27 protein-coding genes are annotated in these 25,943 nt (G+C 60.8%); 25 read left to right on the plus strand and 2 right to left on the minus strand.

Annotation, left to right across the window (positions count from 1 at the left end):
- Positions 1-96: 96 nt before the first annotated feature.
- Both AC3WVQ_RS07110 and AC3WVQ_RS07115 read right to left on the minus strand, forming a co-directional pair.
- Positions 97-291: a hypothetical protein gene (locus AC3WVQ_RS07110; RefSeq protein WP_156624189.1), complete on the minus strand. Its 195-nt coding sequence runs from the start codon at positions 289-291 to the stop codon at positions 97-99.
- Positions 292-392: 101 nt separating this feature from the next.
- Positions 393-1,109, minus strand: coding sequence for a GDSL-type esterase/lipase family protein (locus AC3WVQ_RS07115; protein ID WP_492382651.1), 717 nt, complete (start codon positions 1,107-1,109; stop codon positions 393-395).
- 57 nt (positions 1,110-1,166) lie between these two features.
- On the opposite strand from AC3WVQ_RS07115, the gene AC3WVQ_RS07120 reads away from it, so the two are divergent.
- The 25 genes from AC3WVQ_RS07120 to AC3WVQ_RS07240 all read left to right on the plus strand — a co-directional run bounded on the left by AC3WVQ_RS07120 (position 1,167) and on the right by AC3WVQ_RS07240 (position 25,939).
- Positions 1,167-1,811: a terminase small subunit gene (locus AC3WVQ_RS07120; RefSeq protein ID WP_492382652.1), complete on the plus strand. Its 645-nt coding sequence runs from the start codon at positions 1,167-1,169 to the stop codon at positions 1,809-1,811.
- Positions 1,756-3,222: a phage terminase large subunit gene (gene terL / locus AC3WVQ_RS07125; RefSeq protein WP_492382653.1), complete on the plus strand. Its 1,467-nt coding sequence runs from the start codon at positions 1,756-1,758 to the stop codon at positions 3,220-3,222. The genes AC3WVQ_RS07120 and terL overlap by 56 nt, the downstream gene beginning before the upstream one ends.
- Entirely contained in the window at positions 3,222-4,574 is a 1,353-nt protein-coding gene (locus tag AC3WVQ_RS07130) for a DUF4055 domain-containing protein (RefSeq protein ID WP_492382654.1), read from the plus strand. Before terL ends, AC3WVQ_RS07130 begins: the two co-directional genes overlap by 1 nt.
- Positions 4,575-4,622: 48 nt before the next feature.
- Positions 4,623-5,339 carry a hypothetical protein gene (locus AC3WVQ_RS07135; protein WP_492382655.1) on the plus strand — a complete coding sequence of 239 codons (717 nt, stop codon included), beginning with the start codon at positions 4,623-4,625 and terminating at the stop codon, positions 5,337-5,339.
- 122 nt (positions 5,340-5,461) lie between these two features.
- Positions 5,462-6,430, plus strand: coding sequence for a major capsid protein (locus AC3WVQ_RS07140; protein ID WP_060530069.1), 969 nt, complete (start codon positions 5,462-5,464; stop codon positions 6,428-6,430).
- 59 nt (positions 6,431-6,489) lie between these two features.
- The gene (locus AC3WVQ_RS07145) at positions 6,490-6,915 is read left to right on the plus strand and encodes a hypothetical protein (protein WP_492382656.1); all 426 of its coding nucleotides are present in this window, start codon (positions 6,490-6,492) and stop codon (positions 6,913-6,915) included.
- On the plus strand, positions 6,912-7,427 hold the full coding sequence (locus AC3WVQ_RS07150; RefSeq protein WP_492382657.1) for a DnaT-like ssDNA-binding protein: 516 nt from the start codon (positions 6,912-6,914) through the stop codon (positions 7,425-7,427). Before AC3WVQ_RS07145 ends, AC3WVQ_RS07150 begins: the two co-directional genes overlap by 4 nt.
- Entirely contained in the window at positions 7,427-7,786 is a 360-nt protein-coding gene (locus tag AC3WVQ_RS07155) for a hypothetical protein (RefSeq protein ID WP_404526162.1), read from the plus strand. The genes AC3WVQ_RS07150 and AC3WVQ_RS07155 overlap by 1 nt, the downstream gene beginning before the upstream one ends.
- Positions 7,783-7,956 carry a hypothetical protein gene (locus tag AC3WVQ_RS07160; RefSeq protein ID WP_404526160.1) on the plus strand — a complete coding sequence of 58 codons (174 nt, stop codon included), beginning with the start codon at positions 7,783-7,785 and terminating at the stop codon, positions 7,954-7,956. Before AC3WVQ_RS07155 ends, AC3WVQ_RS07160 begins: the two co-directional genes overlap by 4 nt.
- Positions 7,956-9,008, plus strand: a complete 1,053-nt coding sequence (locus AC3WVQ_RS07165; protein WP_492382658.1) for a putative phage head morphogenesis protein — start codon at positions 7,956-7,958, stop codon at positions 9,006-9,008. The genes AC3WVQ_RS07160 and AC3WVQ_RS07165 overlap by 1 nt, the downstream gene beginning before the upstream one ends.
- Positions 9,008-9,490, plus strand: a complete 483-nt coding sequence (locus AC3WVQ_RS07170) for a hypothetical protein (protein WP_492382659.1) — start codon at positions 9,008-9,010, stop codon at positions 9,488-9,490. The genes AC3WVQ_RS07165 and AC3WVQ_RS07170 overlap by 1 nt, the downstream gene beginning before the upstream one ends.
- Positions 9,491-9,660: 170 nt before the next feature.
- Positions 9,661-10,092 carry a phage tail terminator-like protein gene (locus AC3WVQ_RS07175; RefSeq protein WP_492382660.1) on the plus strand — a complete coding sequence of 144 codons (432 nt, stop codon included), beginning with the start codon at positions 9,661-9,663 and terminating at the stop codon, positions 10,090-10,092.
- A 57-nt stretch (positions 10,093-10,149) separates the two neighbouring features.
- A complete protein-coding gene (locus AC3WVQ_RS07180) occupies positions 10,150-10,887 on the plus strand; it encodes a hypothetical protein (RefSeq protein WP_492382661.1) in 738 nt (245 codons plus the stop codon).
- Positions 10,887-11,303: a hypothetical protein gene (locus AC3WVQ_RS07185; protein WP_492382662.1), complete on the plus strand. Its 417-nt coding sequence runs from the start codon at positions 10,887-10,889 to the stop codon at positions 11,301-11,303. Before AC3WVQ_RS07180 ends, AC3WVQ_RS07185 begins: the two co-directional genes overlap by 1 nt.
- 53 nt (positions 11,304-11,356) lie before the next feature.
- Positions 11,357-11,653: a phage tail assembly chaperone gene (locus AC3WVQ_RS07190; protein WP_492382663.1), complete on the plus strand. Its 297-nt coding sequence runs from the start codon at positions 11,357-11,359 to the stop codon at positions 11,651-11,653.
- A gap of 3 nt (positions 11,654-11,656) precedes the next feature.
- Positions 11,657-14,476, plus strand: a complete 2,820-nt coding sequence (locus tag AC3WVQ_RS07195) for a phage tail length tape measure family protein (protein WP_492382664.1) — start codon at positions 11,657-11,659, stop codon at positions 14,474-14,476.
- Between the two features lie 3 nt (positions 14,477-14,479).
- On the plus strand, positions 14,480-15,214 hold the full coding sequence (locus tag AC3WVQ_RS07200; RefSeq protein WP_492382665.1) for a hypothetical protein: 735 nt from the start codon (positions 14,480-14,482) through the stop codon (positions 15,212-15,214).
- A complete protein-coding gene (locus AC3WVQ_RS07205; protein WP_492382666.1) occupies positions 15,214-15,813 on the plus strand; it encodes a hypothetical protein in 600 nt (199 codons plus the stop codon). The genes AC3WVQ_RS07200 and AC3WVQ_RS07205 overlap by 1 nt, the downstream gene beginning before the upstream one ends.
- Before the next feature lie 8 nt (positions 15,814-15,821).
- A complete protein-coding gene (locus AC3WVQ_RS07210; RefSeq protein ID WP_492382667.1) occupies positions 15,822-16,241 on the plus strand; it encodes a DUF6950 family protein in 420 nt (139 codons plus the stop codon).
- Positions 16,238-18,832, plus strand: a complete 2,595-nt coding sequence (locus tag AC3WVQ_RS07215) for a phage tail protein (protein ID WP_492382920.1) — start codon at positions 16,238-16,240, stop codon at positions 18,830-18,832. Before AC3WVQ_RS07210 ends, AC3WVQ_RS07215 begins: the two co-directional genes overlap by 4 nt.
- A 10-nt stretch (positions 18,833-18,842) precedes the next feature.
- The gene (locus AC3WVQ_RS07220; protein ID WP_492382668.1) at positions 18,843-20,753 is read left to right on the plus strand and encodes a hypothetical protein; all 1,911 of its coding nucleotides are present in this window, start codon (positions 18,843-18,845) and stop codon (positions 20,751-20,753) included.
- Positions 20,754-20,765: 12 nt separating this feature from the next.
- Positions 20,766-21,527, plus strand: coding sequence for a hypothetical protein (locus AC3WVQ_RS07225; RefSeq protein ID WP_492382669.1), 762 nt, complete (start codon positions 20,766-20,768; stop codon positions 21,525-21,527).
- A 93-nt stretch (positions 21,528-21,620) separates the two neighbouring features.
- Positions 21,621-22,040: a hypothetical protein gene (locus AC3WVQ_RS07230; RefSeq protein WP_492382670.1), complete on the plus strand. Its 420-nt coding sequence runs from the start codon at positions 21,621-21,623 to the stop codon at positions 22,038-22,040.
- A 197-nt stretch (positions 22,041-22,237) separates the two neighbouring features.
- The gene (locus tag AC3WVQ_RS07235) at positions 22,238-23,212 is read left to right on the plus strand and encodes an FkbM family methyltransferase (protein ID WP_492382671.1); all 975 of its coding nucleotides are present in this window, start codon (positions 22,238-22,240) and stop codon (positions 23,210-23,212) included.
- A complete protein-coding gene (locus AC3WVQ_RS07240; protein WP_492382672.1) occupies positions 23,213-25,939 on the plus strand; it encodes a glycosyltransferase in 2,727 nt (908 codons plus the stop codon).
- The last annotated feature ends 4 nt before the right edge of the window (positions 25,940-25,943 follow it).

The following is a 25,943-nucleotide window of genomic DNA, read 5'->3' on the forward strand; positions in this document are numbered from 1 at the left end:
CCAGTCTCCGTTTCGCTGCTTTCGGCATCCGTCGACGTTTCCCCGATGTCTCAACTTGTGCCCTCAGGAGAGGGTAGAGGTTGGAACATGCCCACCTTACTCACGCCACAATAGACCTCGCGCCCGGAATACCGTCCTCAATTGCTCGAGTATTTCCTTCTCGGAACGGTGTTGGAAAAGATGAGACAGCACTGCAGCTATCGCCGGCAAATCTACCTCTCGCGGTTTAGCCTGTTCCGCGTAGCCAGCGTGAGCTTCGATTTGAGCAAGCAGCAGTTCGTCGTCGTTCATATAGTTCCCCTGTCGCCGAAGGCTCAGGTTGGGCGATCAGCTGGTCTATAGCAAGGGTGATTTGATGCGACCGCAACCGCCGTCGTCGATGTTCGACGACATCAAAAGCCATAGCGGCTTAGACCAGCCCGAAGAACAAAATAACCATCGGGATTAAGGTGTAGGTTATCTGGCCGGTAATTGACGCAGCGTTCAAGTGACCAGCTGCAGGTGAAGGCGGCCTCGTCTACGTTCACCACGGTGGCCCCTTTGATGGTTTCAGAGATTGTGCGGTTGATTACCAGCCGATCGCTTGCGCGGAAGCCAAACCCTTCGCCCCGTGGAAGGACGGGCACTACGAATAGCCTCGCCTCCGGCCACAGCGCCTTGATGTCTTCCGTAACACTCGATATCCCAGCGGCGATGCCGCAGGCGGACATCGTTTTTTCGCGCAGATTGTTCGTGCCGACTACAAGAACAACGCGGCTGGGCTTCACCTTCGGCGTCAGTTGACTAAGTCGCCATCTGAGTTCCTGGGTCGTTTCCCCGCCCAAACCCATGTTGACCACTGACATACCGTCGAAATCGCGGGCCTGAGCCTTCTCCCACTGCCTGGCGATTGAGTCACCAATGATGAGGACGTCGGGGCGCGCCTCAATCGTCGCCATCAGCCGCGCCGCGGCGAGGCGGGCTGGCGATTGTTCGATGACCGGGGTCGTAGCGATTTCGACGGTTTCTTGGTCGCACTGAGTTGCGAAGGATGGCGAGGGAGAGACAACTGCTGTCAGGGCAATCAGCAACCCCGCGACCAGCGTGGTACGCAAGTCGTCGTAAGCCATCAGCGCGGTCTCCTCGCTATCAAAGACGTAGGTCAGTGACCCTCCGAAGGATTTTACATGCCCGTCCTACAGAACGCGCGGCACGAGAAATTCGCGCAAGAATTCGCTAAAGGCAAGACAGCTGACGAGGCCTACCAACTTGCAGGCTTCAAACCGAACCGAGGGAATGCCTCTGTATTAAAGCAGAAGGAAAGCATTTCAAATCGGGTCGCTGAAATCCTCAGGCTGTCCGAAGAGAATGACCGTAAGGCCAACGACCGCGTAATCGAGAAACTCGCCATCACGAAAGAGCGGGTCGCCGCCGAACTAGCAAAGATCGCCTTCCTCGATATCCGTGACTCCGTCCGATGGGGCAGGAGCCCAGTCGATACCGAATCTGAGAACGCTAGCCCGAACGGCCTTGGCATTTACCCGGTCGAACTCATTCCCAGCGACCAGATCAGCGATGAGGCTGCCGCCGCAGTGTCAGAGGTCTCGCTTACGCAGAACGGCGTGAAGATTAAGATGCACGACAAGCGCGCGGCGCTGATGGATCTCGCAAAGCTCATGGGCTTCGTGATCGATAAGCAGGATCACACCTCAAGCGATGGGAGCATGAGCCCGAAGCCGGCATCCTTCGATCTTGCCACAATGACGGACGAAGAGCTTGAAGCGTATCGAACTCTCGCTGCCGCCGCTGACAGAAATCGAAAGGGAGATTGAGCGACGGTCCTGCGCGCGGTCACTCGCCGAGTTCGCCAGACGGGCGTGGCATATCCTTGAGCCAGCAACCCCGCTGAAGTGGGGGTGGGCGCTGGACGCGATCTGCGCCCACTTGGAAGCAGTCAGCCGAGGGGAGGTCAAGCTCCTCCTCATGAACGTGCCTCCTGGCACTATGAAGTCGCTCTTGACCGGCGTCATTTGGCCGGCGTGGGAGTGGGGCCCACTCGGTCAGCCTGAAAAGCGCTTCCTCTCGACGGCGCATAAGCAGGATCTGGCGATCCGCGACAACCTGAAATGCCGTCGGCTCATCCAGTCGGAATGGTATCAGGATCGTTGGCCGATCGCCCTGACCACCGACCAGAACGCCAAGACGAAGTTCGAGAACGATCGGACAGGCTTTCGCGAGGCGATGGCCTTCCAGAGCATGACCGGCTCTCGCGGCGATCGAGTGATCCTCGACGACCCGCTGTCGGCTGACGATGCGAATAGTGATGCCGAATTGCTCGCCGCGGAGCGCACGTTCCTTGAAGCGCTGCCAACGCGCGTCAACAACGACGAATCGGCGATCGTCGTCATCATGCAGCGGCTGCATGAGCGGGATACGTCCGGGCTGATCCTGACGAAGGGGCTACCGTACATCCACCTCATGCTTCCGATGAGGTTTGAGCCTGATCGGCGGTGCGTTACGCCATACTTCGCGGACCCGCGAACGAAGGCGGGGGAATTGCTGTTCCCCGAGCGTTTCCCGAAAGAGCAGGTTGATCTGCTCGAGCGGACACTAGGCAGTTACGCATCTGCCGGCCAGTTGCAGCAGCGCCCCGTCCCGCGTGGCGGTGGCCTCTTCAAGCGGTCATGGTTCGGAACGGTAAAGGCGCTCCCCACCGGCTGTCGTTTCGTGCGTGGTTGGGACTTGGCGGCGACGGAAGATGAGGAGGCAGCGGCGACGGCTGGCTGCCTGATGGCGCTGGCGCCGGATGGGCGGTTCATCATCGCCAACATGGTGCGCGAGCAAGTCGGACCGATGGCGGTCGAGAAGCTTCTCCGCAATACCGCAGACCAAGACAGGGCAGAGCACGGCCAGGTGCGCGGCTCTATCCCGCAGGACCCAGGACAAGCGGGCAAGGCACAGGCGCAGCACATGCTGCGTCACGTCCTCGTCGGGCACGACTACCACGCCAGCCCGGAGACTGGTGACAAGGAAACCCGCGCTCTTCCGCTCGCGGCACAAGCCGAGGCGGGGAATGTCTTCCTCCTTCAGGGAGGATGGAATGAGGCGTTTTTGACTGAGGCAGAGAGCTTCCCGACCGGGAAATGGAAAGACCAGATCGACGCGGCCTCTCGCGCGTTCACCGAACTGACGACGAAGCGTCAGCCAAGCAGCACCACAACAGCGGTCCAGGGGCTTTTCTGATGCAAGATGTGAAGACAACGCACCCTGACATCACCCCGGATCGGATCGCCGATTGGTGCCTTATGCGGAACACGATGCAGGGCCAACGCGCGGTGAAACGCGAGGGCGTTCGCTACCTGCCTATGCCTTCCGGCTTCAAGTCGATGCCCGATGGCGGGGTCGAGGCGTACGAAAAGGCCTACAAGCTGCGCGCGATCGTGCCCGAGCTGCTAGCGCCGTCGGTCGCTGCTATGATCGGCATCATCCACGCCAAGGAAACGCAGATCACCATCCCCGACGGCCTGTCGTCGATCTGGGAGAATGCGGATGGCGAGGGCATGAGCCTTGAGGCCTTCCATCGTCGGATTACCCGATATCTGCTGTGGCTCGGTCGCTATGGCGTGCTGACGACTGCGCCGGTGGACGGCGGCGAGCCTTTCCTTGCCGGATACGCCGGCGACAGCATCATCAATTGGGACCGGGATTTCTTCGTCCTGGACGAGACCGGTAAGAAGCGCTCCGGCTTCGAATGGAAGGACAACCCGAAGTTCCGCGTTCTTGAACTTGTGGACGGCCTTTATGTCTCGACGGTCTATGAGGGCGAGAGCCTCGACACGATCACGGTCACCCAACCTGTCGCGCTCGGCGGCCAGCGGCTCGATTTCGTGCCGTTCTATGTCGGAAATGCTCGCGATGTCGTTCCGGCCGTTGAGACGCCGCCCCTGATCGGGATCGCGAACGCTATCATCAACGCCTACCAGTTGTCCGCTGACTGGCGCTGGCAGCTTTTCATGTCCGGACAGGAGACCTTGGTCGCGATCAACGGTGAGGCACCGAAGACCGTCGGCGCCGGCGTCGTGCACCAGATGATGGGTAACGATACCGTCACCCCGGACCTTAAATACGTGTCGCCAACGTGCTCCGGCATCGAGGCGCATGAAGCCGCGATCGAGAAGCAGGTCGAAGCAGCCGTGATGGCCGGCGCTCGCATGTTCGAGCAGGAGAAGTCCACGCAGGAGAGCGGCGAGGCGAGGCGGCTCCGGTTCGCCAGCGAGACGGCCAATCTTCAGAGCATATCGCAGGTCTCGGCCGCTCTGCTTGAGCGCGGCTTGAAGGCAGCGGCGCGCATGAAGGGGCTCGATGACAGCGACATCGTCGTCACGCCGCCCAAGGACCTGCTCGACAGCACCATGTCGGCGGCAGACTTCGCGCAGCTGTTCACTGTCTACACCCAGGGCGGCATGTCCTGGGAGACCTTCTACGAACGCGGCCAGGCGGGCGGGATCTTCTCGACAGAGCGGGACGCGGACGAAGAGTACGCCCTCATCGAACCTGAAGGCACCGAAGACGAGCGGCGCGCTGCCCTCGTCTAGTTCAGGCCGGAACCCGGCCACAACCACCACCCACAGGAGATAAGGCCAATGGCCCTGAAACTCGTTCTGGACTCGCTCGACAACGTCGACGAGGCCCTGAAGGCCCTTTATGTCGAGCATTCGGATGGCAAGTTCCATCTCGATACCGACGCCGATAGCGTCCGCGGCCATCGCGACGTTCTTCCTCTTGCCAACGCCTATGACCGCACGAAGACCGATCTTGCCACCGTCAAGGGCGAGCTCGCCGACGCGAAGAAGAAGGCAGCGCCCGACGATTTCGACGCGGAAACGTGGAAGAAGCTGAAAGACGGCAAGACCGACGACGCCGCGCACCAGCGCCAGCTGGTCGAACTGCGCAAGACCCTTGAAGGCGAGCGCGACGACTGGAAGGGCAAGTACGAGGGCGAGGTCACGAAGGGTAAGAAGGCGAAGATCAACGCCGAACTGACCGACGCTCTCTCCGCCTCGGGCATCACCAACCCGTCGTTCGTCAAGGCAGCACGCGCGCTCCTGGAGCCTCGCGTCGCCATGGACACTGAAGACGCTTCGATGGACATCGGCCTCGGCCCCATGGGCATCGCCGAAGCGGTCAAGCGCTGGGCGGCCGGCGACGAGGGCAAGTCCTTCGTGGCCCCGGCCAAGGGCGACAACGCCAAGGGTAACGACGGCGGCCATCAGCAACAGACGACCAAGGGCGATTTCGGCGGTGATACCAAGGCACGTACCGCGGCAATCGCGGCGAAGTTCCCGGAGCTTGAGGCCTAGCTACTTCTGACCAATTCGCGCCACTCCGGCGCAAACCCGTGATCTCAACGAGGTGACGGGCATCTGGGCAATGCCCGCATCCACCTCCCAACCAGAATCACGGAAACAGAAAGGATCAGGCCATGTCTCTCGCGCAGATGCAGGTCTTCAATAAGTACTTCATGCCCGCCACCATCGAGACGCTCGCGCAGATGGTCGAGAAGTTCAACGCGGCCTCCGGCGGTGCTATCCGCCTGACCACGGAAGGCTTCGAAGGCGACTTCCTTCAGGAGTCGTTCTACGCCGCCATTCACTCGGCGCAGCGTCGCGTCGACCGCTACGCGGCACAGGCCAGCGCCTCGGCCACCGACCTGACGCAGCTCAAGCATTCGTCCGTCAAGGTCGCCGGCGGCTTCGGCCCGGTTCGCTACGAGCCGTCGCAGATGACCTGGCTCGACAAGCCGACCGCCGAAGGTATCGAGGTCGCGTCGCGCAACTTCGCTGAGGCGCTGCTTCGCGACCAGCTCAACACCGCTGTTTCGGCTCTCGTCGCCGCGATCAGCAACCAGGCCGGCGCCACCAATGACGTATCGGCCACCCTCGGTGTCAGCTACGTCACCATGAATGACGGTCACGCGAAGTTCGGAGACCACTCGGGCAACCTCATCACGCAGGTGATGAATGGCACGGCCTATCACAAGCTGATCGGTCTCAACCTCGGCAACGCCCAGCAGCTCTTCCAGGCTGCCAACGTTCGCGTCGTCGACATCCTCGGCAAGATGGTCGTCGTCACCGACGCACCGGCCCTCTACGAGGCTGGCACGCCGAACAAGCTCAAGGTGCTCTCGCTGGTGGCCAACGCCGCCACCGTCTCGGACAGCCGCGACATCATCTCGAACATCGAGACGAAGAACGGCCAGACCCGCATCGAGACCACCCTGCAGGTCGACTATTCGTTCGGCCTCGGCCTCAAGGGCTACACCTGGGATGAGGGCAACGGTGGCAAGTCGCCGACCGACGCGGAACTCGCCACCGGCTCGAACTGGGACAAAGTCGCGACCGACATCAAGCACACCGCTGGTGTGATCACCATCGGCGACGCGACCAAGTAACCGAAGCGGGGCGGGATACATGCCCGCCCCGTCTCCATTCTCCGTTGAGGAACAGAGACATGACGAAACAACGTGAAGTCATTTATGAGCCGCATCCAGTCTCGATCGAGCGGAAGCGCGAGCTGTTGGCCTCCGGCTTCAAGATCATTGACGCCCGGTTCGATCCAGATCGGCAAGAGGAGGCAGCTGACGAGGGCGAGGGTAGCAAGGACGGAGGCTCCAAGCCGGCTGACGGCGATGACCTTAGCACCGCCCGCGCTCGATACCTCGAAGTCGTCGGCAAGCGCCCGTTCAACGGCTGGGATCTCGAAACACTGAACGCGAAGGTCGCCGAAGCGATCTCGGAAGAAAAGGCCGCCAACGGTCTGACCCGCCGCCAGATCTCTGCCGACCTCGAAGCTATGCAAGTCGAGTTCGATCCGAACGATGGCCTCGAAGACCTCGCCGCACTGCGTGACCTGGCTCGCGAAGAGCGGAACAAATGATGTTCTACGGGACCTTGGCCGGCGCGCTGGCTTATCATGAAGACCGGGGCAACGTGGCGTGGTCTGCCGGCACGGTCACCGACCCGCAGCGCGAGGCCGCGCTCCTCCGGGCCTCGGAAGCGTTGGACGGCATCTACGGCCCGCGCTTCCCCGGCAAGAAGGCAACCCGCACGCAGGAGCGGGCATGGCCGCGCGTTGGCGCAGTCGACCACTGCGCTGATGAACCAATCCCGGAGGGTGATACCCCAGCCGAGATCGAGACAGCCGCCTATGCGCTGGCTCTCGCCGAACTACAGTCCCCGGGCTCGTCGACGCCGACACTCACGCTCGGCAAGTCCGTCAAGCGGCAGAAGGTCGGAAACATCGAGCGCGAGTTCTTCAGCCCGGAAGAGGGTGTACCGATCACTCTTGAGAGTCTTCGCCCGGTGCTGACGGCGGTTGAGGACGCGCTTCGCTGCATTCTCACGCCTGATACCAGCAAGGGCGGCACCTTCACTCTGGATCGTTTCTGATGTCGTTCTACATCGAAATGCAGGCCACGGCGCACGAGCTCATCGAGGAGTTCGGCCAAGTCGGCGTCGTAACCCGCCTGACGCCTCCTGACCCGATCCTCGGCGGCGAGCCGGTGTCTACGCCACACCCGGCCGCGCTGGTCCCGATGGCCTACGAGGCCCGCTACATCGACGGAACGAACATCCGCACAGGCGATATGCAGATCTACATCTCGTCCGTCGGGCTGGCGATCGAGCCGACCGTCGGCGACGTGGTGGCCGCCAATGGTACCGACTACGCCATCGTGAATGGCGACCCGAACAAATACGACGGCGTCACGGCTGTCGTCTTCATCGTCCAAGGAAGGATCGCAGCATGAAAATCCGCTTCGTGAAGGCCTACACGCACTATGAGGTTGGCAAGGTCGTCGACGAGCTCGAAGTCGGCGGCGCCACCATGGCCAAGGGGCTGATCAATCTCGGCCTCGCCGAAGAGATGCCCGAGGAGAAGGTCGCCAAGAAGGGCGAGAAGGCAGCCGCGGCTGAGTGATGGCCAGCCTTCGCCAGCAAATCGAAGCCCTCATCAACGAACTCTCCCCGAACATGGAGAAGGCATTCCGTGAGGCAATCGACGACATCAAGTCCGAGATCGTGCTCAAGGAAGTCGTCGAGCGTTTGGAGCGTCAGGACATCGAGGGCGCCATCGCCGCGCTCCACATCGACCCGGCGGCGTTTCGTCCGCTCTCCGAGGCGATCCGCGAGGCATTCAATGACGGCGGCTTGCTGGTCACCCGAAACATGCCGCGCCTCTCCGATCCAGCCGGCGCCCGCGTCGTTGTCCGTTGGGACATCGGCAACCAGCGCGCCGAGCAGATCATCCGTGAGCAGTCGTCGAAGCTGATTACGCATGTGACCGAAGACACGAAGGCGATGGCCCGCGAGGCGATCCACGCCGGCTACGCTCAAGGGCAGGGGCCGCGCACGATCGCGCTGGATCTCGCCGGCCGCGTCAACCGGGTCACCCAACGCCGAGAAGGCGGTTTGATTGGGCTGACGTCGCAGCTGGCCCGCACCGTCGAGAATGCCCGCGCCGCGCTCTTGTCGGGCGATGTCGTGAGCATGAAGCACTACCTGACACTGACACGCCGGGATAAGCGGTTCGATCGGCAAGTCGCCAAGGCGATCCGCGAGGGCAAGCCGCTTCCGGCTGATGTCGTCGCCAAGATCACCGGGCGGCTCGCTGACCGCTATGTCCAGTTCCGCGGCGAGACCATCGCGCGGACGGAAACGCAGTCCTCGGTCCATGCCGCCAAGCATGAGGCCTATCAGCAGGGCCTGGACAGGTCGGGCAGGGATAGCACGCTGGTCACCCGCCGCTGGCGCTCTGTCGGCGATCGCCACGTTCGTCATACGCACCAGGTCCTGAATGCAGAGGAAGTGACCGGCATGGATGTGCCGTTTCAGTCGCCGTCGGGCGCGCTGATGCGATTTCCGGGCGATACCAGCCTCGGCGCTGGCCCGGGTGAGATCATCGCTTGCCGCTGCCACGTCGAATACAACTTCGACTTTGCCGAGGAATACGCCCGCTCACGAGGTCGATGATGGCCACCGAGAACCTTTCCTTCGCCGCCCAGGTCTCCGACTGGGTGAAGCAGGAGCAGGCCCGCGAGGCGGCTGTCTTGCGCACCGCCGCGCAGATGGTCGCCAATGACGTCCGCATCACCACGGCGCAAGGCGGCCGGATGCCGTTCGACACCGGTAACCTGAAAAACTCGCTGATGGCCTCGACCACGGCTATGCCGACGGTCGACCAGGGAGAGAAGCAGTATCCTGACAACACCGGATCGATCGAGCTCATGATCGCGGACCTATCGATCGGCGAGACGCTCTATCTCGGCTTTCAGGCCGCCTACGGTCCACGCATGGAATACGGCTTCGTCGGGGCTGACAGCCTCGGCCGCGTCTTCAATCAGCAGGGCTTCGGGTTCGTAGACGCAGCCGCCCAGGACTGGCCGCAGACGGTCAAGCGGGCGGAGGAGCAGGTTCGCAGTCGTTTTGAAGCGGGTGGGAGCCCTCGGTCATGATGATCAGGGCCTTCTGAAGGATATCCAGATCTCGGATCGCGGCCGCGAGCACCTGACGTCCCGTTTCGGTGCGCACGACCTTGTTGCTCATGAGCAAGATCGCCTCATGCAGCACTTCATGCACATCGGTGTCTGACAGGACTTTGTCGGCCATTCGGAAGGGGTAGCAGATGGCCGACACGGTGGAAATGAAAATCTATCAAGCGCTCGCGCAGCGTGCGCAGGCGTTTGTCCCGCCAGCCGGCGTCACGGTCGTCCTGCCGGGCGTCACCTTCACCCCGACAGCGACAAGCAAATTCGTAGTCTGCGAGTTCCATTTCAATCGCTCGATCGAGACCGACATTTCCCTGGTCATGGACCCGATCCGGCAAGGCTTTTTCCGAACCAACGTCATGTGGCCGAAGAGCTTGGCCATCGTGAACGGCTACGACCTCGCCGGCCAGCTTCGCGAGCACTTCCGCCGCGGCACCAAGCTCTTACGGGCCGACACTCAGGTCCGCATTGATGAGGATCCGGAAATCGGCGTCCTCGTCACCGGTGAGACGCACCACAACATTCCCGTCACCACCCGGTGGCGCTGCTACCCGCAAGTTCCGGCCTGATTGGCCCGCCGTCTCCCGCCCCTTCGGCAAGGGCCCCACTGAAAAGAGGAAACGACCATGGGTCAGCTCTATCCGGTCGCCGGCGCCAAAATCTATATGGGACCAGCCGTCACCACCGTGCCCGATGACGCAGACATCAACGAGGCTCTGTTTTCGTCCACCGTCTTCACCGAGATCAAAGGCTGGCAGACCATGGGCGCAATCGGCGACGCCGCCGCGCTCATTACCGAATCCATCATCTCTTCCGGTCGCGACTGGAAGGGCAAGGGCACCCGCAACGCCGGCTCGATGCAGAACAACTTCGTTATCTTGCCGGAAGACCTCGGCCAGATCGCGCTGATCGCCGCCGAAAAGACCGACTACAACTACCCCTTCAAGCTTGCGTTCGATGATGCACCGCCAGCGAAGACCGCCACGGTCACGATGACCATCGCGGCGCCGGGCGTCGTCTCCTGGAATGCTCACGGCCTCGCTGCCGGCGTCGGCGTCAAGTTCACCACGACCGGTGCCTTGCCGACGGGCCTCGTCGCTGGCACCACCTATTACGTGGTCAACCCGAGCGCCAACGATTTCCAGGTCGCAGCGACGAAGGGCGGCTCGGCAATCACCACGACCGGCACCCAGAACGGCGTTCACACCGCGACCTCTGTCCCGACCGGTACCTTCAAGTACTTCTATGCGATCGTCATGACCGCGCAGGAGAACGGCGGCGGCGCCAACACGGCACGCCTGCTTCAGGGCAATGTCGAGGTCAACAGCGCCGTTCTCACGGTCAATCCGGTTGGTGGTGCATAATGGCTGATGCTGAGTTCGTAGACCTTTCTGGCCTCGAAGCCCTCGTCCAATCTCAGGAAGCGGGCATCGAGATCGTCGTCGTCAACGAGAAGGGCGAGCCGATCGGCCTCAAGATCGGCGTCGTCGGCCCGGACAGTGAGCGCATGCAGAAAGCCATGCGCGATGTCGCCGCCGAGTTCGCCAAGGCGGCAGCCGAACGCGAGAACCTCGGCGAGGCGCCGGCCGACGAGGCGGATGCTCGCCTCATCGCGATCCTGGCAAAGGCAACCACACACTGGTCACCAGACCCGAAGATCGGCGGTCAGGTTGTTCCCTTCTCGGAGGAGAACGTCCGGAACCTCTACACCCGGTTCAAGATCATCCGCGATCAGGTGGAGGCGAAGGCCGCGCGCCGTAGCTCTTTTACAAAAGGCTGATCGACCGGCTCTGCCAACTCATCGTCGATCAGCACGAGGGCAAGAAGCTGGTAGTGCCTGCTGCCGGCCAGCAAGTCTGGTTCTGGTTTCAGGAGCTCGACGCGCAGCGCACCGGCAACGGCTACGGGCCCAATGCCCTCGGGTTTGTGGCAATCGCAGAATGGGCGAGGCTTCGCGGCCTCGTCCTCAAGCAGTGGCAACTCGACGCGATCCTCGCTCTCGATATCAAGCGCCGTGAGGTCATGGCGCCTAAGGTTGAAGAGCAGGCTGAGCCAGAGAAGCCCAAAATCTCCGAGCGACCACTTACGGCGCGCCTCTTCGACGCGCTTTTCCCGAACAAGAGTAGATAGCCCGTGACCGAAGCGACCCTTGGTTTCAAGATCGACAGCACGCCGGCAGCGTCCGCCGCAGCTGATCTCGACAAGTTGACGGCCTCGGCCATCCGCACCGGGCAGGCTGTCGATAAGCTTGAAGCGGAAGCTTCGGGTCTCGGAACCGTGCTGAAGCGAGCAGGCGACGACGCGCGCAGCGCGTTGCCGCCGGTCGAAAACCTTGGCCGTTCGTTCGGTTCGCAGGATGACCACGTCCGCGCGTTCCGGATGGAAGTGGAGCGCCTCACGCTTAAATTCCGCCCACTCGCTCAGGCAACGCAGCAGTACGAGGCGACCGTCGGCGAGATCCAGCGCGCGCACAAGCTCGGCGCGATCACCGCGCAGGAGATGACGGCAGCTCTCGATCGGGAGCGGCAGGCATTCGAACGGCTGAAGACGTCGGCCACGGCTGCCGGCTCTGCCGTGAAGGCTGCCAACAGCAACCGTGGCGGGGCGCAGAGCTTCAACTCGGCGAACGCCGCGTTCCAGTTCCAGGACATCGCCGTCACCGCGGCCATGGGCATGAACCCGCTCATGATCGGCCTACAGCAGGGCACACAGCTTGCGTCGGTCGTCGGGTCGATGGAGAAACCCGTCTCCGGGCTTGCCTCGGCGTTTGGCGCGTTGATCAATCCTATTTCGCTGTCGACGATCGCGCTGACGGCTGGCAGCGCCGCGCTGATCCAGTACTTCACTACTGCCGAGAGCGGGACCGAGAAGACCAATCGGCTGTTCGAGGAGCAGAACGACATCATCCGTCGGGCTGCGGCCCTCTGGGGAGACGCAGCGCCTCAGTTGAAGGCCTACGTCGACGAGCTCGATAGGGCTGACAAGATCACACAGGGGCGCGAGGCGAGCAGCATCCTTGCTGGCCGCGAGCTTGAGGAGATGGGTGCGAAGCTCGAAGGGCTGCGCGACAAGGCCATCACGGCATTCTCTGCCCTGCGGGCGCGACCCGGTACCGATGAGACCGTTCGGGCTCTTGGCTATGCTTGGGACGATCTCCGGGAGCGAGTTGCCAAGGGCACCGCCACCGTTGCCGACTTTGACAACGCGAAGAGCACGCTTGCCGCTGCGATCGAGAAAGAAGGGCTGCCGGCGCTTAAGGACTTCAGCAAGAGCGTCGATGCTGTCACAGCCTCCTTCTATCGCAGCCTTGAAGCCGCTAGGAAGGCCCAGAGCGAGTGGATCAAGAGCATTGCGGGCGCTGACAACGTCCAGGACATCATCAGCGGCTCCACCTTCACCGAAGGCGGCCGCACGTTCCGCTCCGCCGACTTCGTGCCGTTCAACGCTCCGACGCCAGGTCGTCGCCCGAACATCGAGCTGAGCGGCGACCCGGATCCGGATCGCATCCTCAATTCCGATGGCAGCCTGACGGATATCCCGGTACCGGGCCGCCGCCCGAACTTCTTCGAGCTCGAAGAGCAGAAAGAGAAGATCGACGACGTCACCAAGGCATACCGGCAGGCACAGGACGCAAAGGCAGACTTCTGGCTCGACATGTCGTTTCAGGAGCGTCAGGGCGAACGGAGTGCGATGGACCGACAGGTCGCGAGCACCCTCAACCGCTACGGCTTCGATGAGAACCTCAATTCGCCTGAGGCGAACGCCATCCGTGGTCAGCTGCGGCGAGAGCAGAACAAGGAACTGATCGGTGGCTTTATCACCGACCTCCGCGACGGTCTGCTGTCCAGCGGCGGCGATATCGGCAAGGCCCTCGGCGACGCGATCAAGAACGCCCTGATCAATGCGTTGGCGAAGGCCAGCGATCAAGCGATCGAGCGCCTCACCAACTCGCTCGTTAACGGGCTGTTCGGTGGCACGTCCCTATCTTCGTCGTCTGGGTTCGCCACTTCCAGCGTTTCCGGTGCCACGACAACGCTCGGTTCGCTTCTCGGCTATAGCGGCGCTGCGAACGACAATCGGTCGGTCGGTGGCATCTCCGCCTACGCCAAGGCGATCCAGTCGATCGAGAGCAGCGGCAACTATGGCGCCCTCGGCCCGGTCACTCGCAACGGTGATCGTGCCTATGGCGCATATCAGGTCATGGGCAACAACATCGGGCAGTGGTCGCAAGCTGCGCTCGGCCGCACGATGTCCGCTTCGGAGTTCCTGACCGATAAGGGGGCGCAAGACGCGATCTTTGCGCACCGGTTCGGCGGCTATGTCGACAAGTACGGGGCTTCCGGCGCTGCGCAGGCGTGGTTCGGTGGCCCGGGCTCGGTCGGCAAGGGCGGGATGGGTGCAGATGTTCTCGGCACGACCGGCAACACCTACGTCGCCAAGTTCAACGGCGCCCTTGAGAAGGCCAGCGGCAGCCTGGGCCAGTTCGGCAACGGCTTGGGCCAGCTGGGCACCACACTCGCCTCTGGCGCAGCCGGTGGCGGCGGTGGTCTGCTGTCGGCGCTGTCTGGTATCGGGCGGAGCATCTTCGCCTCGTCGGGTCAGTTCGCCAGCGCATGGATGGGCGGAGGCATCGGCCTCTACGCCAACGGCACCAACAACGCGCCTGGCGGCCTCTCGATCGTTGGCGAGCGAGGTCCGGAGCTGTTGAACCTGCCCCAGGGCTCCGGCGTCGTGAGCAACCACAAGCTCATGCAGGCCTTGAACGACAACGGTCGGCGCGCGAGCGCAGCGCCGGCAAATCTCAACGTCAACGTGATGGGCGCGAATGGCGACGATCATGTCCGCGCTCTCGTGCGGCAAGGCGTCGGCCAGGCGCTCTCGCAATACAACGAGCAGCAACGGCGCGTCGGCTTTGGGGAAACCCAGAAACGCTTCGTGGCACAGAAAGGTTGATCGATGGCAGTCTACACCGGTCAGCCTACCGTGCCGATCATGTATCTCAGGCCGACCCGGGCTAGTTTCGACAATCCCGGTTCGGCGCTCGACGGCGGCGTCAACGGTCTCGGGGAGTCGATCGCGATCGAGACCAGCGGCGGCGGGATCGTCACCGCGACCTATGAGCGCTGCGTGCTGCAGGCTGACGATCCGGAGCGCCACGAGGTCATCAACTGGCTCGGTGCGCGAGGCAACGGGGGGTATCGGTTCTTCAATGTACCGATCATCAACGATCAGATAGGACCATTCCCGTTGGTAAACGGGAAGCGACAGCTGAACATCGGAGGCATACCGCATTCCGACGGCGCTTTGTTCTCCGATGGGTCCGGCTACAGCCAGACCGCCGTCTATGCCGAAATCACGCAAGCAGCCGCGCTCGGCGCCGGCGTCATCAAGATGCGGGTTTTTGGGGCGTCTCGCCCGTTGCGATGGTCTGATTGGTTCTCAATCTTTCACCCGAACAAAGGCTGGCGCGCGTATCGGTACTGGGAAGTGATCAGCAAGACTAACGAGGCCGACCCCGTATACACGCTCGCGGTTGCCCCGCCGCTCCGCGAAGCGATCACAGTCGGGACACGTGTTGAGCTCGTTCGACCCATGTGCGTCATGAAGTTCCCCCGCGGCTTCACGCTGCCGTGGGACTATGAGGGCTGGTATCAGTCGAGACCGACGCTGCAGTTTGTCGAGGCGTTCTGATGGACTTCATCCCGGCGCCCATCATCGAGGAGATGCGAGGTAGCCACCAACTCGGCATCTTTCTGCGGATCGACGCCGACCCGGCTCTGCACCTCTGGTTCGGCATAAACGATATACCGGCCAATTTCGATAGCATCGAGCCGAGCGGGACCGTCTACCTCGGCGGGGGCCGCCTCATTGGTGTCCCCACGCTTGAGGTGTTGGTCAATGGCACGGCCGACAGCGTCGAGTTCACGCTTTCCGGCTTGGATCCCTCGACATCGGCCCAGACGATCGACAGCCTGCCGCCGGTGCGCGGGGCGACGGTCCAAATGGGGCTGACGACGCTTGATCGCTACTTCCAGCCGATGAGCAATATCATTCCAATCTGGACCGGGACGGCATCTCATACCGGCGAGATCAGTCCTCCGGTTGAGGAGAGAGAGAATCCCAGCATCACGCTCTCGCTCGCTGTTGTGACCGGGGAAGCAACGAGGTCCCGCGGCGCGAGATCTGTGTGGTCAACCCCGCATCAGAAAGCGATTTCACCGACCGACAAGTTCTGCGACGGCGTCAGCCGGCTCGCCAGAGGCGTTCAGCCGGTCTGGCCGAATTTCTAAGGATCATCATGACCCTGCAAGACTTTCTTGCCCTGCCGCATCAGTTCAGATGGGGCGGGGTGTTCGGCGACGACTGCACGACGTTCTGTGGCACATGGCTGCGCGAGAGCGTCGGGGTGGACCCGGCGCAGGCCTATCGCGGCACATACAGCACGGCCGACGGCGCGCATGAAATTCTGGCACGCGCTGGCGGGCTCGTCCCTTTCGCTGCTGCCGCCCTTGAGCCCCTCGGCTTCGTTCACACCGATGACCCGCAGGACGGCGACGTCGGCGTAGTGCTGGCGCCTGCTGGCATGGGCGATGCCAAGGAAGTCTGTGCGATCCGCTTCGGCCCGCTCTGGGCAATCCTGGCGCCGTCCGGCGTCATCGCCAAGAAACTCGATCACGTTGCAGCATGGCGCGCGCCGGATGGAGACCGTACCGAATGAGTTTCCATCATCGCATGATGCTGCAGCGATACGGGCTGGGGAGCACGACGTCGCTCTACAGCGCTGCCGTCTTTGATCCGATCTTCACGCCAATCTTCACGGCTGTGCTCGGTACGGGCGGTTTCGCGATCGGTGCGTCCACGATCACCTATGCGTCCATCGCGTCGGCTATCGCGACGACCGCTATCTCGATCGGCCTGCAGGCGCTCCTTGCGCAAGCACCGAAGCCACCCAAGCCGGAGGACGGCAGAGCGCCGCTGAACCAGGCTATACCATTCCGGGTCTATGCCGTCGGCCGCACGCGCGTTGCCGGCGCCCGCATGATGTGGGAAGCGAAGGGTTCAAATCTCTATTCGGTGCAAGCTATCGCGGGTCATCGGATCAAGTCGTTCAATCGGTTCTTCCTCAACGATGACGAAGTGACCGTAGTCGACAACGTCGTTCAGCCACTCACCACCGGCGGGCGCTACGGCGCGGGCTCCGCCAACGTTCGCCTCTACACTCGTCTCGGTGCCAATCCAGAAACGCCTTACGCAGAGATTGTCTCTGCGCTTGGGCCAGATGGCATCTGGACGAACGATCACCGCGGCGACGGTCAGGCATCGCTGGCGATGCGTGCTCACAACGCCGATGCGCAGGATCAGCAGACCGCGTTTCCCTATGGTGCACCGTCGCCATCGGTGGAGATTGACGGTGCTTATTGCTGGGATTTTCGTGACGGGGCGCAGAGCCCAACCAACCCTGCCACTTGGACCTGGACCCGCAACGCGGCCATCATTCTCGCGTGGCATCTCTGCTTCAATGAGTTCGGGTTCGGCCTCGACTACCAAAAGGCGCTGCTGCCCGTCATCGACCTTTGGAAGGAGGAAGCCGACATCTGCGACGAGGACGTTCCTCTCGCCGGCGGCGGCACAGAGAAGCGCTACCAGTGCAACGGTTGGGATACGACCGAGAACGGTCCAAAGTCCGGTCTGAACGCCATCCTCTCCACCTGTGACGGCCATCTCGTGGCGCGGGGCGATGGCGCTCGTATTCTGACCGTCGGCAAGTTCCGTGAAAGTCGGTGCGCAACGCTGAGCGATGCGGACATCGTCGGCCACAACGTGCAGTACGGAGTGCTCTTCGAGGACGAGTGCAACCGCTTAGTCCCGAAATTCACCTATCCAGCCACGAATTACACCAGTTGCGACACCGACTTTTTCGAGGACACCGACGCGCAGATTTCCGCCGGCCGTGTTCTGACACTGGAGGGAAGCTATGAGTGGTGCAATCAGTGGCGCCAGGCGCGCCGCCTCGGCAAGCGTGACTGGTTGCGCCAGCGGCAGGAGGTCAAGGGCAGCATCGATGTTCGCCTGTCGGGTATCAATGCGGTCTACGCCCGCTGGATCCGGCTCGAAACGCCTCTCCGGTTGCCAAGGCTCAATGGCAAACTGGTCGAGAACCGCAGATCCGTCGTCGCCCTCACAAAGGGCGGGTTCACGATGGACTACATCGCGCATCCGGAGAACATCGACGCCTGGAACCCTGCCGTCGACGAAGGTCAGCAGCCGCCAGTCCCGCCAGCGGCCAACGCTCTGGAAATACCTACGCCGGTCATCAATCTGATCCAGGCGAAGGCTAATGGCGGAAGCGTCTACATTCGCGTCGTGATCATCGATCCGGAAGATGGCAGTTTGACACCCGTTGTCAGATACCGCGTCGCTGACGCAGACGGACTTGGAACACCCGGCGCATGGGTAGAACAGCCTAATCCGAATGCTGAGTCCGCTGGCGGATACATCGACCTATCTACAGGCAATGTGCCGGTTGATCAGGTTCTCGACGTGCAAGCGGCCTTCATAGCTTCGAACCGCCGCTATTCCAACTGGTCGGTGACTGAGACCGTTGTCTCCATCGCCGATCCTGTGGCGCCGCAGTCGCTCGCATCCTTCTCGATCACCGACAGTGCGCCGCACCTCGGACGTGCCGTGCTCAGCGTCGCCACCAAGAATGACGCTCGCGTGCGGATGGTGTCTCTCTACCGCGTCGCGGCGGGATCGGCGTTCAACCCCAATCTCGTCACCCCGTTCGCAACCTTGGCCGTGGCTCCGTCCGCGACCTATGGCTACACGGATGGGGATTCGACCAGAACCAACCTTATTACTAACGGAGATTTCGCCACCGACACGGTTTGGGCCAAGGGCGTCGGTTGGACCATCAGCGGCGGGAAGCTCAATGGCGCGGCCGGGACGACATCTTTCGCTACGGAAGCGTTCACGTCCGCAAACGCCGACAAGGTACGCGTCAAATTCGACGTCTCGTCCTATTCGGCAGGCAACGTCCGGCCACGCATCATTGGCACGCTTTTCGCCGACGGTACCAACCGGGCGGCGAACGGCACGTTCCTGGAAACGCTCATAGCGCCGTCGGCGATCACCAGTTTTGGAATCCGCAAGGATACGCCGTTCGTCGGCTCAGTGGATGACGTCGTCGCCTTCATTGAAACAGCCACCTGCGCGCCGCAGGGCGTCTGGGACTACTACGCGATCCCTCGCAACATCTCCAACGTGGCTGGCCCGACCTCTGGCCCGGTCACGGCAACCATCATCTGAGGAAATCCTTATGGCAAACGAAATTCAGTCGGCATTCAACTCTGTCTACGCCGACGGGCCTTCGGGTGAACGCTACGAGCCGCCTAAGCCCCGCATTCGAGACGAGGTAGGAGGTGCGATCCAGAAGAAGGTCGATGCGCTCGACACAACCATCGCGCAATTGCAAGCAGGTGTGGGACCGTCGCGGGTATTTTTCAACACCAAAGCGGACATGCTCGCCAACTTGAATTTCGAGGCGGGTGTCGAAGCAGTTGTCACCGCAGACCCGACGCTTTCGAACAATGGCACCTATGAAAAGCTCGGCACCATCGGCGCGGGGTCTTGGCTGTTCCGCCTGCCGTCGAACGAGGCCCTGATTAACTCGGCACTGTCGCCGACTGCAGGTATCACCGAAGTTTTTTCGGCTGATTTCTCGATCGAATTCCGCAACGAAGAAGGCACGTCTATCCATATGGCGAGCACGCCGGAAGGGGATTGGGTCTCGTCCTCTGAAGCTCCGGCCGATCTCGACGCTCTTTTGTGGAACGGGGAAATCTTCATGAGATCTGGCACCGCTGACGACGACGAGACCATCGCGCCGCGGCGTATCACCTATGGTTCGATCATCGGTGATACCTACCAACCGATGCCTTCGTTTGGCAGTGCCATCGAGTATGCCATGACGGAGGCAAACGGGAACTTCCCGCCATTGCGCGAGAAGGCGTCGCTGCTTCCGCTCAAGCCCTTCCTATCGTCAGTGAGCAAGATCGCGATTCTGTTCGTTATCGGCCAATCGACGTCGGTCGGCCTAACTCCCGGAGCAGCCGTCGCTCTGACGACGTCGGCTATTTCCACCGGCAAGGTTGCCATGGGCAAGAAGGGTGTCCGTAACCTTGGCAATACGCAGTCGGCGATCTGGAAGACGTTCCCAGCCCGATCCGAGAGCTATGACGGGTTCGTCGACGCGCTTGAAGTGCGCAATTCGGATGCCGGCGAAACCGGCTGGGCACAGGCTGCAAAGCTCTGGGCCGACAGTCTGCCGTCCGACACTGGCGTCATTGTCTTTACTGCGGGTATCGGCTCCGCGCAGAGCAGCGAGATCGCCAAGAACACCGCGCCATACCGGAATGTGCTGCGCACGATCGCCGCTATCAAGACCTTCGCCGAAGCCTATGGCATGACGATCTCCGACTGCCGAGGCGTCCTCGAAGACGGGCAGTCGGAAGCCGCCTCGAACATGAGCGCGTTGGCCTGGTCGTCGTTCATCCAGCAGCTTCGTTCTGACTTCCAGACCGACATCAACGCGATCACCGGGCTCTCATCGAACATGAAGCTCTACGTCAACCAGGTCCATTCGCATCCGGAGAACACCGGGTCACTTGGACGTACGCGGGTGCAGACGCCCCAAGGCGTGCTGGACGCAGCCGCGGCAAATGCCGCCGTTGTCCCCGCCGGCGCCCACCATTTCTGGGACCTCATCGATGGCGTCCATTACACGTCGGCGGCCTACCGCGACAAAGGCTATGCACTCGGTCTGGTTCTAGCCAGTGGAGCCTATACGCCGATGAAGATGGCGTCCGCCAGCCGAAGCGGGACAGCGGTAACCGTGACCTTCACCGGTATCTCCGGGGCGCTCACCCAGGACACAACGCGATTTCTAGATCCCGGTCAATTCGGTATCAGGTTCTACAACTCAAGCGATGTCGAGATCGCAATGGCCGGGGCCCCGACGATTGTTGGCAGCACCGTTCAGTTCACCTTGGCATCTGCGCCACCCGACACGAACAACAAGATCGAGTTGGGCCTGTACGGCGCGCTGTATACCGGTGGCAGCAAAACGACCGCCGGTCACTGCCTCCGTAGCTCGACGAGTATGGGAACCGACCCGTCAGGCAGTCCTGTCTACAAGTGGGCGCACTGCGGCGCCGTCGCGTGCAACTGAGGAACATTTTCTATGGCAATTATGATCAAGCTGTCCGGGTCGCCATCCAAGATCTCGACACCCCCACTCAGCAACACGTTGCTCAACGCAATCACTGGCATTCCCGGCAAGCGTCACTGCGTTTTCGCTGACGCGCTGCGCGTGAAAAATTCTGGCTCGGCTCCGGAGATCAACGCCTACGACCTCTGGAGCCAGCACCGGCTGACCGCGCCACTCACCCGCTCGCCTGATGTTGTCACGCCCGTCTCCGGCTGGAACGGGCGCAAGGCGATCGAGGGCGCTGGCGTCACCAATAACTTGCTGGCGATCCAGAACGTCAAGTTCACCGGCGACATCAGCTTTGCCTTCGTCGCGAACATCGACAGCGCCAAAGGCGGCACGCTTCTTTCGAGCCCGGATGAAAACTTCAAGATCTTTCAGAACGCCTCGAACTACATCTTCATCCAGACGAACAAGAGCGGCGGAAACCGGTCATTTGCGCTGACCGCCGGCGTGCGTGCGGTGATCGCCACCTTCAACGGTACCACCGGTCAAACCAGCTTCTATGTGGACAACGACCCGGATGGCGGCACTTTCGAACCCGCCGACGGCGCCTTGCCGCTGCCAACGGTGACCAGCCCGGCCGACTGCTACATTATGAACGCCGGCGCCAAAGAGCCCTTCAGCGACAAGCTCGGCTTTGCGCTGATCCTCGGCATCGATCTCGCCAGGACGGAATACAACGATCATCGCAACGCACTGATGGGGGCGATGATCTCCTATTACGGGCTTTAACTGGCCAGGGATGTGCGCTGTCCGTCGTGATCGGTTGTCCTGCGCCTCGATTGTGTCGTATCAGTTCCCTTGAATAGAAGGAACTGACAGACCGTGAACATCCGTACCTTGATCCTCGAAATGTTGAACCTACAAGGCCCAAGCCGGGCGCACGACGAAGCCGTGGCAAAATTGGGTGGATGGAAGGCGGTCGAAGAAAACGTCGTTTACGAGGGGCGGAGCTATCCAAAGACGTTCTGGGAACTCGACGGGGAAAGACTTCGGAAGCTGCCTCATTTCACCGGTTCGATCGACGCGGCGCTCATGATCCATAAAAGACTCTGTCCTGAGGCGCCAGATGCTGGGTTCAGCTGGCACGATGGTCGCGGCAAGGCCATTGTTGGCGAATATGACCCCATCGAAGCGGCCAATCCAGCAATTGCTCTCTGTCTGGCTTCCATCCAGTATCGTGTAGAGCAGATTAGGGAAAAGACAGCTGCGGAGGCATCTAAGGTGGAGCCGGCCGAAGGTTAGGCGGTTAGAAGTTGTGGCGCTCCGTTAATTCAAAAAAGACCACAACTTCAACGGATTACCTAATTTAGCGCATCTCCGGTGCTAAAGTGTCTGATAACCCCAGAAATAGCAATTTCTGATGATAGACCGCTGACAGAGTTGTTGTCATACACCCTCAGGAAAAAAGCGCAGCAGCGCGTAGGGGAGCGCAAAGATCGATGAAAACGCTGGAGCAGGCTATCTCATTCAATGCTTCGTATCGGGAATCATGGCGAGAGTACCTCGCTAAGATGACCCGAGCTCAGGTGACGGAAAAGATGACCGACCTGACGTCCGGAATGGACCATGAATCGAAAGACCTCTGTCAGCGGCAAATTGATCTAGTCCCTTATCTGCTACCTCACCCCTTGCTTAAACAAGTTTTTCTTTCGGAGAATGTCAAACGGGATCTACTTCCGCCCAAGACAGCGGCGACCTTGGAACAGTTCGGCTTCTTCGGGAATATGCAAGCTGGGCTCGACAAGCTTCAGAGGGATCTTGATCTTCCCGAAGAGCCGCTTCCCGAGATCCTTCTCCATAGCGGCCTGAAATACATCCCCAAGGAAGCCAGGGCGCTGATCAAGGGCAAAACCATCATCGATGGCGGTGCCTACATTGGGGACACAGCCAAGCTGTTCTGCGATCACTACGATCCGGCGAGTGTTTACGCTCTGGAACCGGAAAAGAAGACATTCGACACCCTCTCGGGATTAGTAAGTCGTTGGGGCAAGGAAGACACAATCGTCCCGCTCCGGCGGATCTTAGGCGAAGAGCGTGGCCAGCAAGTGCTGTGGGGGGCCGGAGTTGGTGCCTCGGTCATTAAGAAGGCCGGCGGAGACGAGATTCCGTCGGAAACAATAGAGTCGACGTCGGTCGATGCGATCGTCGAAGAGTTCAGAATTCCTTCGGTCGGAATGATCAAACTCGACGTCGAAGGGAACGAACTTGCCGCCATGCGCGGCGCGATCGAAACGATCAAACGCGATCGCCCCCTCTTGCTGATTTCGATCTACCATACGGCCCGCGACTTCTTTGAGGTAAAGCCGTTCGTCGAGAAATTGAATCTCGATTACAAATTCCTTGTCAGGAAGATCACTGACGATCTAATGAAGGAGCTAGTTCTTATTGGCTTGCCTGTCGGCAAAGAGGGGTAAATGCTCAACTACAAATCGTATGGAGATCTTGCTCGGGACGTTGCAGGAAATTTGCAGAAAATCCCGAGTGTAGACATCGTTGTCGGCGTGCCGAAGTCGGGCCTCGTTCCCGCTATCATGATCGCGTCGTTCAAGAACACGAAGTTCTATGATCTTGATACGTTTTTGTTTTCCTTCTCCAGCAGGAGCGGGGTGAGGAAGTACAGCGGGCAAATCGCCGCGAAGACTCGCGTTTTGATCGTTGACGATTCGGTCAATACAGGCGCCGAATTCCGACGAGTTCGGAAGCGAGTCGAGCACGTCAGCGCGGAGTTTGAGTTCGTATATTGCGCCGTGTACGGTCGAGACCCGACTGAGAAGGTCGTCGACGCGGATGTGATTCTGTCGTTTGTGCCGCAGCCTCGAATCTTCCAGTGGAACTACCGCAACCACATCATCGCGGAGCACGCCCTTTTCGATATGGACGGCGTGCTTTGCGTCGACCCGACCGACGACGAGAACGATGACGGCGAAGCGTACATCAAGTTTATGTCGACGGCGGCGCCACTTGTAATCCCGACGAAGACGATATCAGCAGTCGTGACGTCCCGCCTGGAGAAATATCGTTCCCAGACCGAGGATTGGCTTCACCGCAACGGAGTGAAGTTCAAGGAACTGTTGATGATCGACCTACCCAGCGCCGCAGAGCGCCGGCGGCTGAAGGCCCACGCCCCATTCAAGGCGGAGGTCTACAAGGGCAGGGACGAATTCCTGTTCATCGAGAGCAACTGGAAGCAGGCTCAGTTCATCGCTAACGCCGCCGATAAGGCCGTGTTGTGCACCGACAACGACATGATGCTTTTCGGCAAGGATCATCTGGCGACACTCGACAAGAACGATCGCTTGTTGTCGTCGGATGGCATGAAGCTTGAGGTCGACCTGCAGCAGAAGATCAGGTTGCTGATTGACCGCCTGGTCGTAACGGACCCGTATGCGGCTAGTTGGCTGGCAAAGTCGGGGCTGAAATTTGACTATGGTCGGATTGCCGAGATAACGCCGTTCCATAAGACGCGGTTGATCCTCTCGTCGCTCGCTTCGAAGCCTCAGGCTGAGGTCTTGCCTCCTAAATCTGAGGCTGTGAAGCGGATCTTGATGATCTCAACGACCTTCGACGTCACCCGGGGCGCAGGCGCCGCGGCATCGAGCTCGCGCTTGAGGGACTCTCTACGGGATGCCGGCTATGACGTGCATACACTCAGCCTGGACGATTTCCCTGAACGGCGCGACGCAAACGTTGATCAGCCCACCTCGGGAACGAACATCGGGATGTGGATCAACTACGCCGACGGTCAGCATTCGCGGCGCCTCGCCGACAAGGTAGCGAAGATCGATCCTGACTGTATCGTACTCGGCGCCGTTGATCGCGGCATCGTCTCGATGTTCGACATTGCCACGTTGCGGTATCCGATCGTATGGATCAACCGGGACAACTGGGCTCACACTGGCGGCTGTCTTTTCAAACTTCCGAAGAGCGAAGTCGAAGCCGAGCCGGCAGTCTACGAAAAATACATGACGAGCCTGACATGCGACGGCTACAAAACTGGCTGCGTTCAGTGCCCGGCGCTCGTTGACGTTCGCGAGAGCGGCAAGACCAGGACGAGCTTTGAGATCAAGCGAGCGGTGCTCTCCTATCGTAAGGATCTCGTGTTTGCTCCGATTTCCTCCTGGCTTGGCGAGTTGATGAAAGTTGCTCCAATCACGGAGGGGCATTCGATCGTGACCGTCAGCAATCCGATTGACTTGACGCGGGTTACGAAGCTTGCCGAACGACCCACGAAGATCAGGGACAGCCTGAAAGTCTCAGCCAATGAAAAGCTGGTACTTCTTGCGGCGCATTCGCTATCCAACCCGCGCAAGGGACTGAAGCTGGCGCTGGAAGCTTTAGCTAAAGACCAGCGGTTCAAGAACTGCACTTTCGTCACCATGGGGCAGGAGGGCCTAGACACCAAGATCGTGCCCAAGGGCATGAAGGTCCATTCACTCGGCTTTGTCGCTTCGGAAGAGGACAAGGTCGAGATCTATAACGAGGTGGATGTCACGTTGCTCCCCGCGCTGCAGGAGAGCCTGTCGGTCGTAGGGTCCGACTCCGTCTGCTGCGGAACGCCCGTGGTGGCATTCAAGACCTCTGGCCTGGCGTCTTTTCTGCGTCACCGAGAAACGGGGTATCTTGCGCGGGCGTTCGATGCGTCGGATCTCCTCGATGGCCTTCATTGGGTCCTGAATGAGGCTGATCGTGACGCCCTGTCGCAGAATTGTCTTTATATTGCTCAACAGACTTTTAGCGCCGAAGCGAATGTGGCTGCGCTGGTGTCGGCGGTCGACCAGGCTGCGGCCAAGTTCGCCGACCTGGGTGAGGTCCCCGCTGAGATCGAAATGTTGAGCAATGCCATGCGCCTTGTGAACGAAGACCATCAGTTCAGATCGATGGCGATGAGGGTCCAGAGCAAAAAGATGAAGGAGATGGCTGGCATGCAGGGCATGCCCCCGGAGAAGATCCTCAACCAGATCTACGACCTTCAGGAAAAACTAGAGTGGAATCGCAAGAAGCGTGCGAGTCTTGAAAGCGTCGTCGGAGATGGCGAGGCAAAGTACCGCGCTGAGATCGAAGATCTGAAGATGAAGCTTGAATGGAACCGAAAGAAGCGCGAGGCTCTCGAAAAGAAACTCGGGATAAGCACATCGGGGTAATGAG

The organism is Ensifer sp. EB106-05-01-XG146 (genome assembly GCF_058791875.1).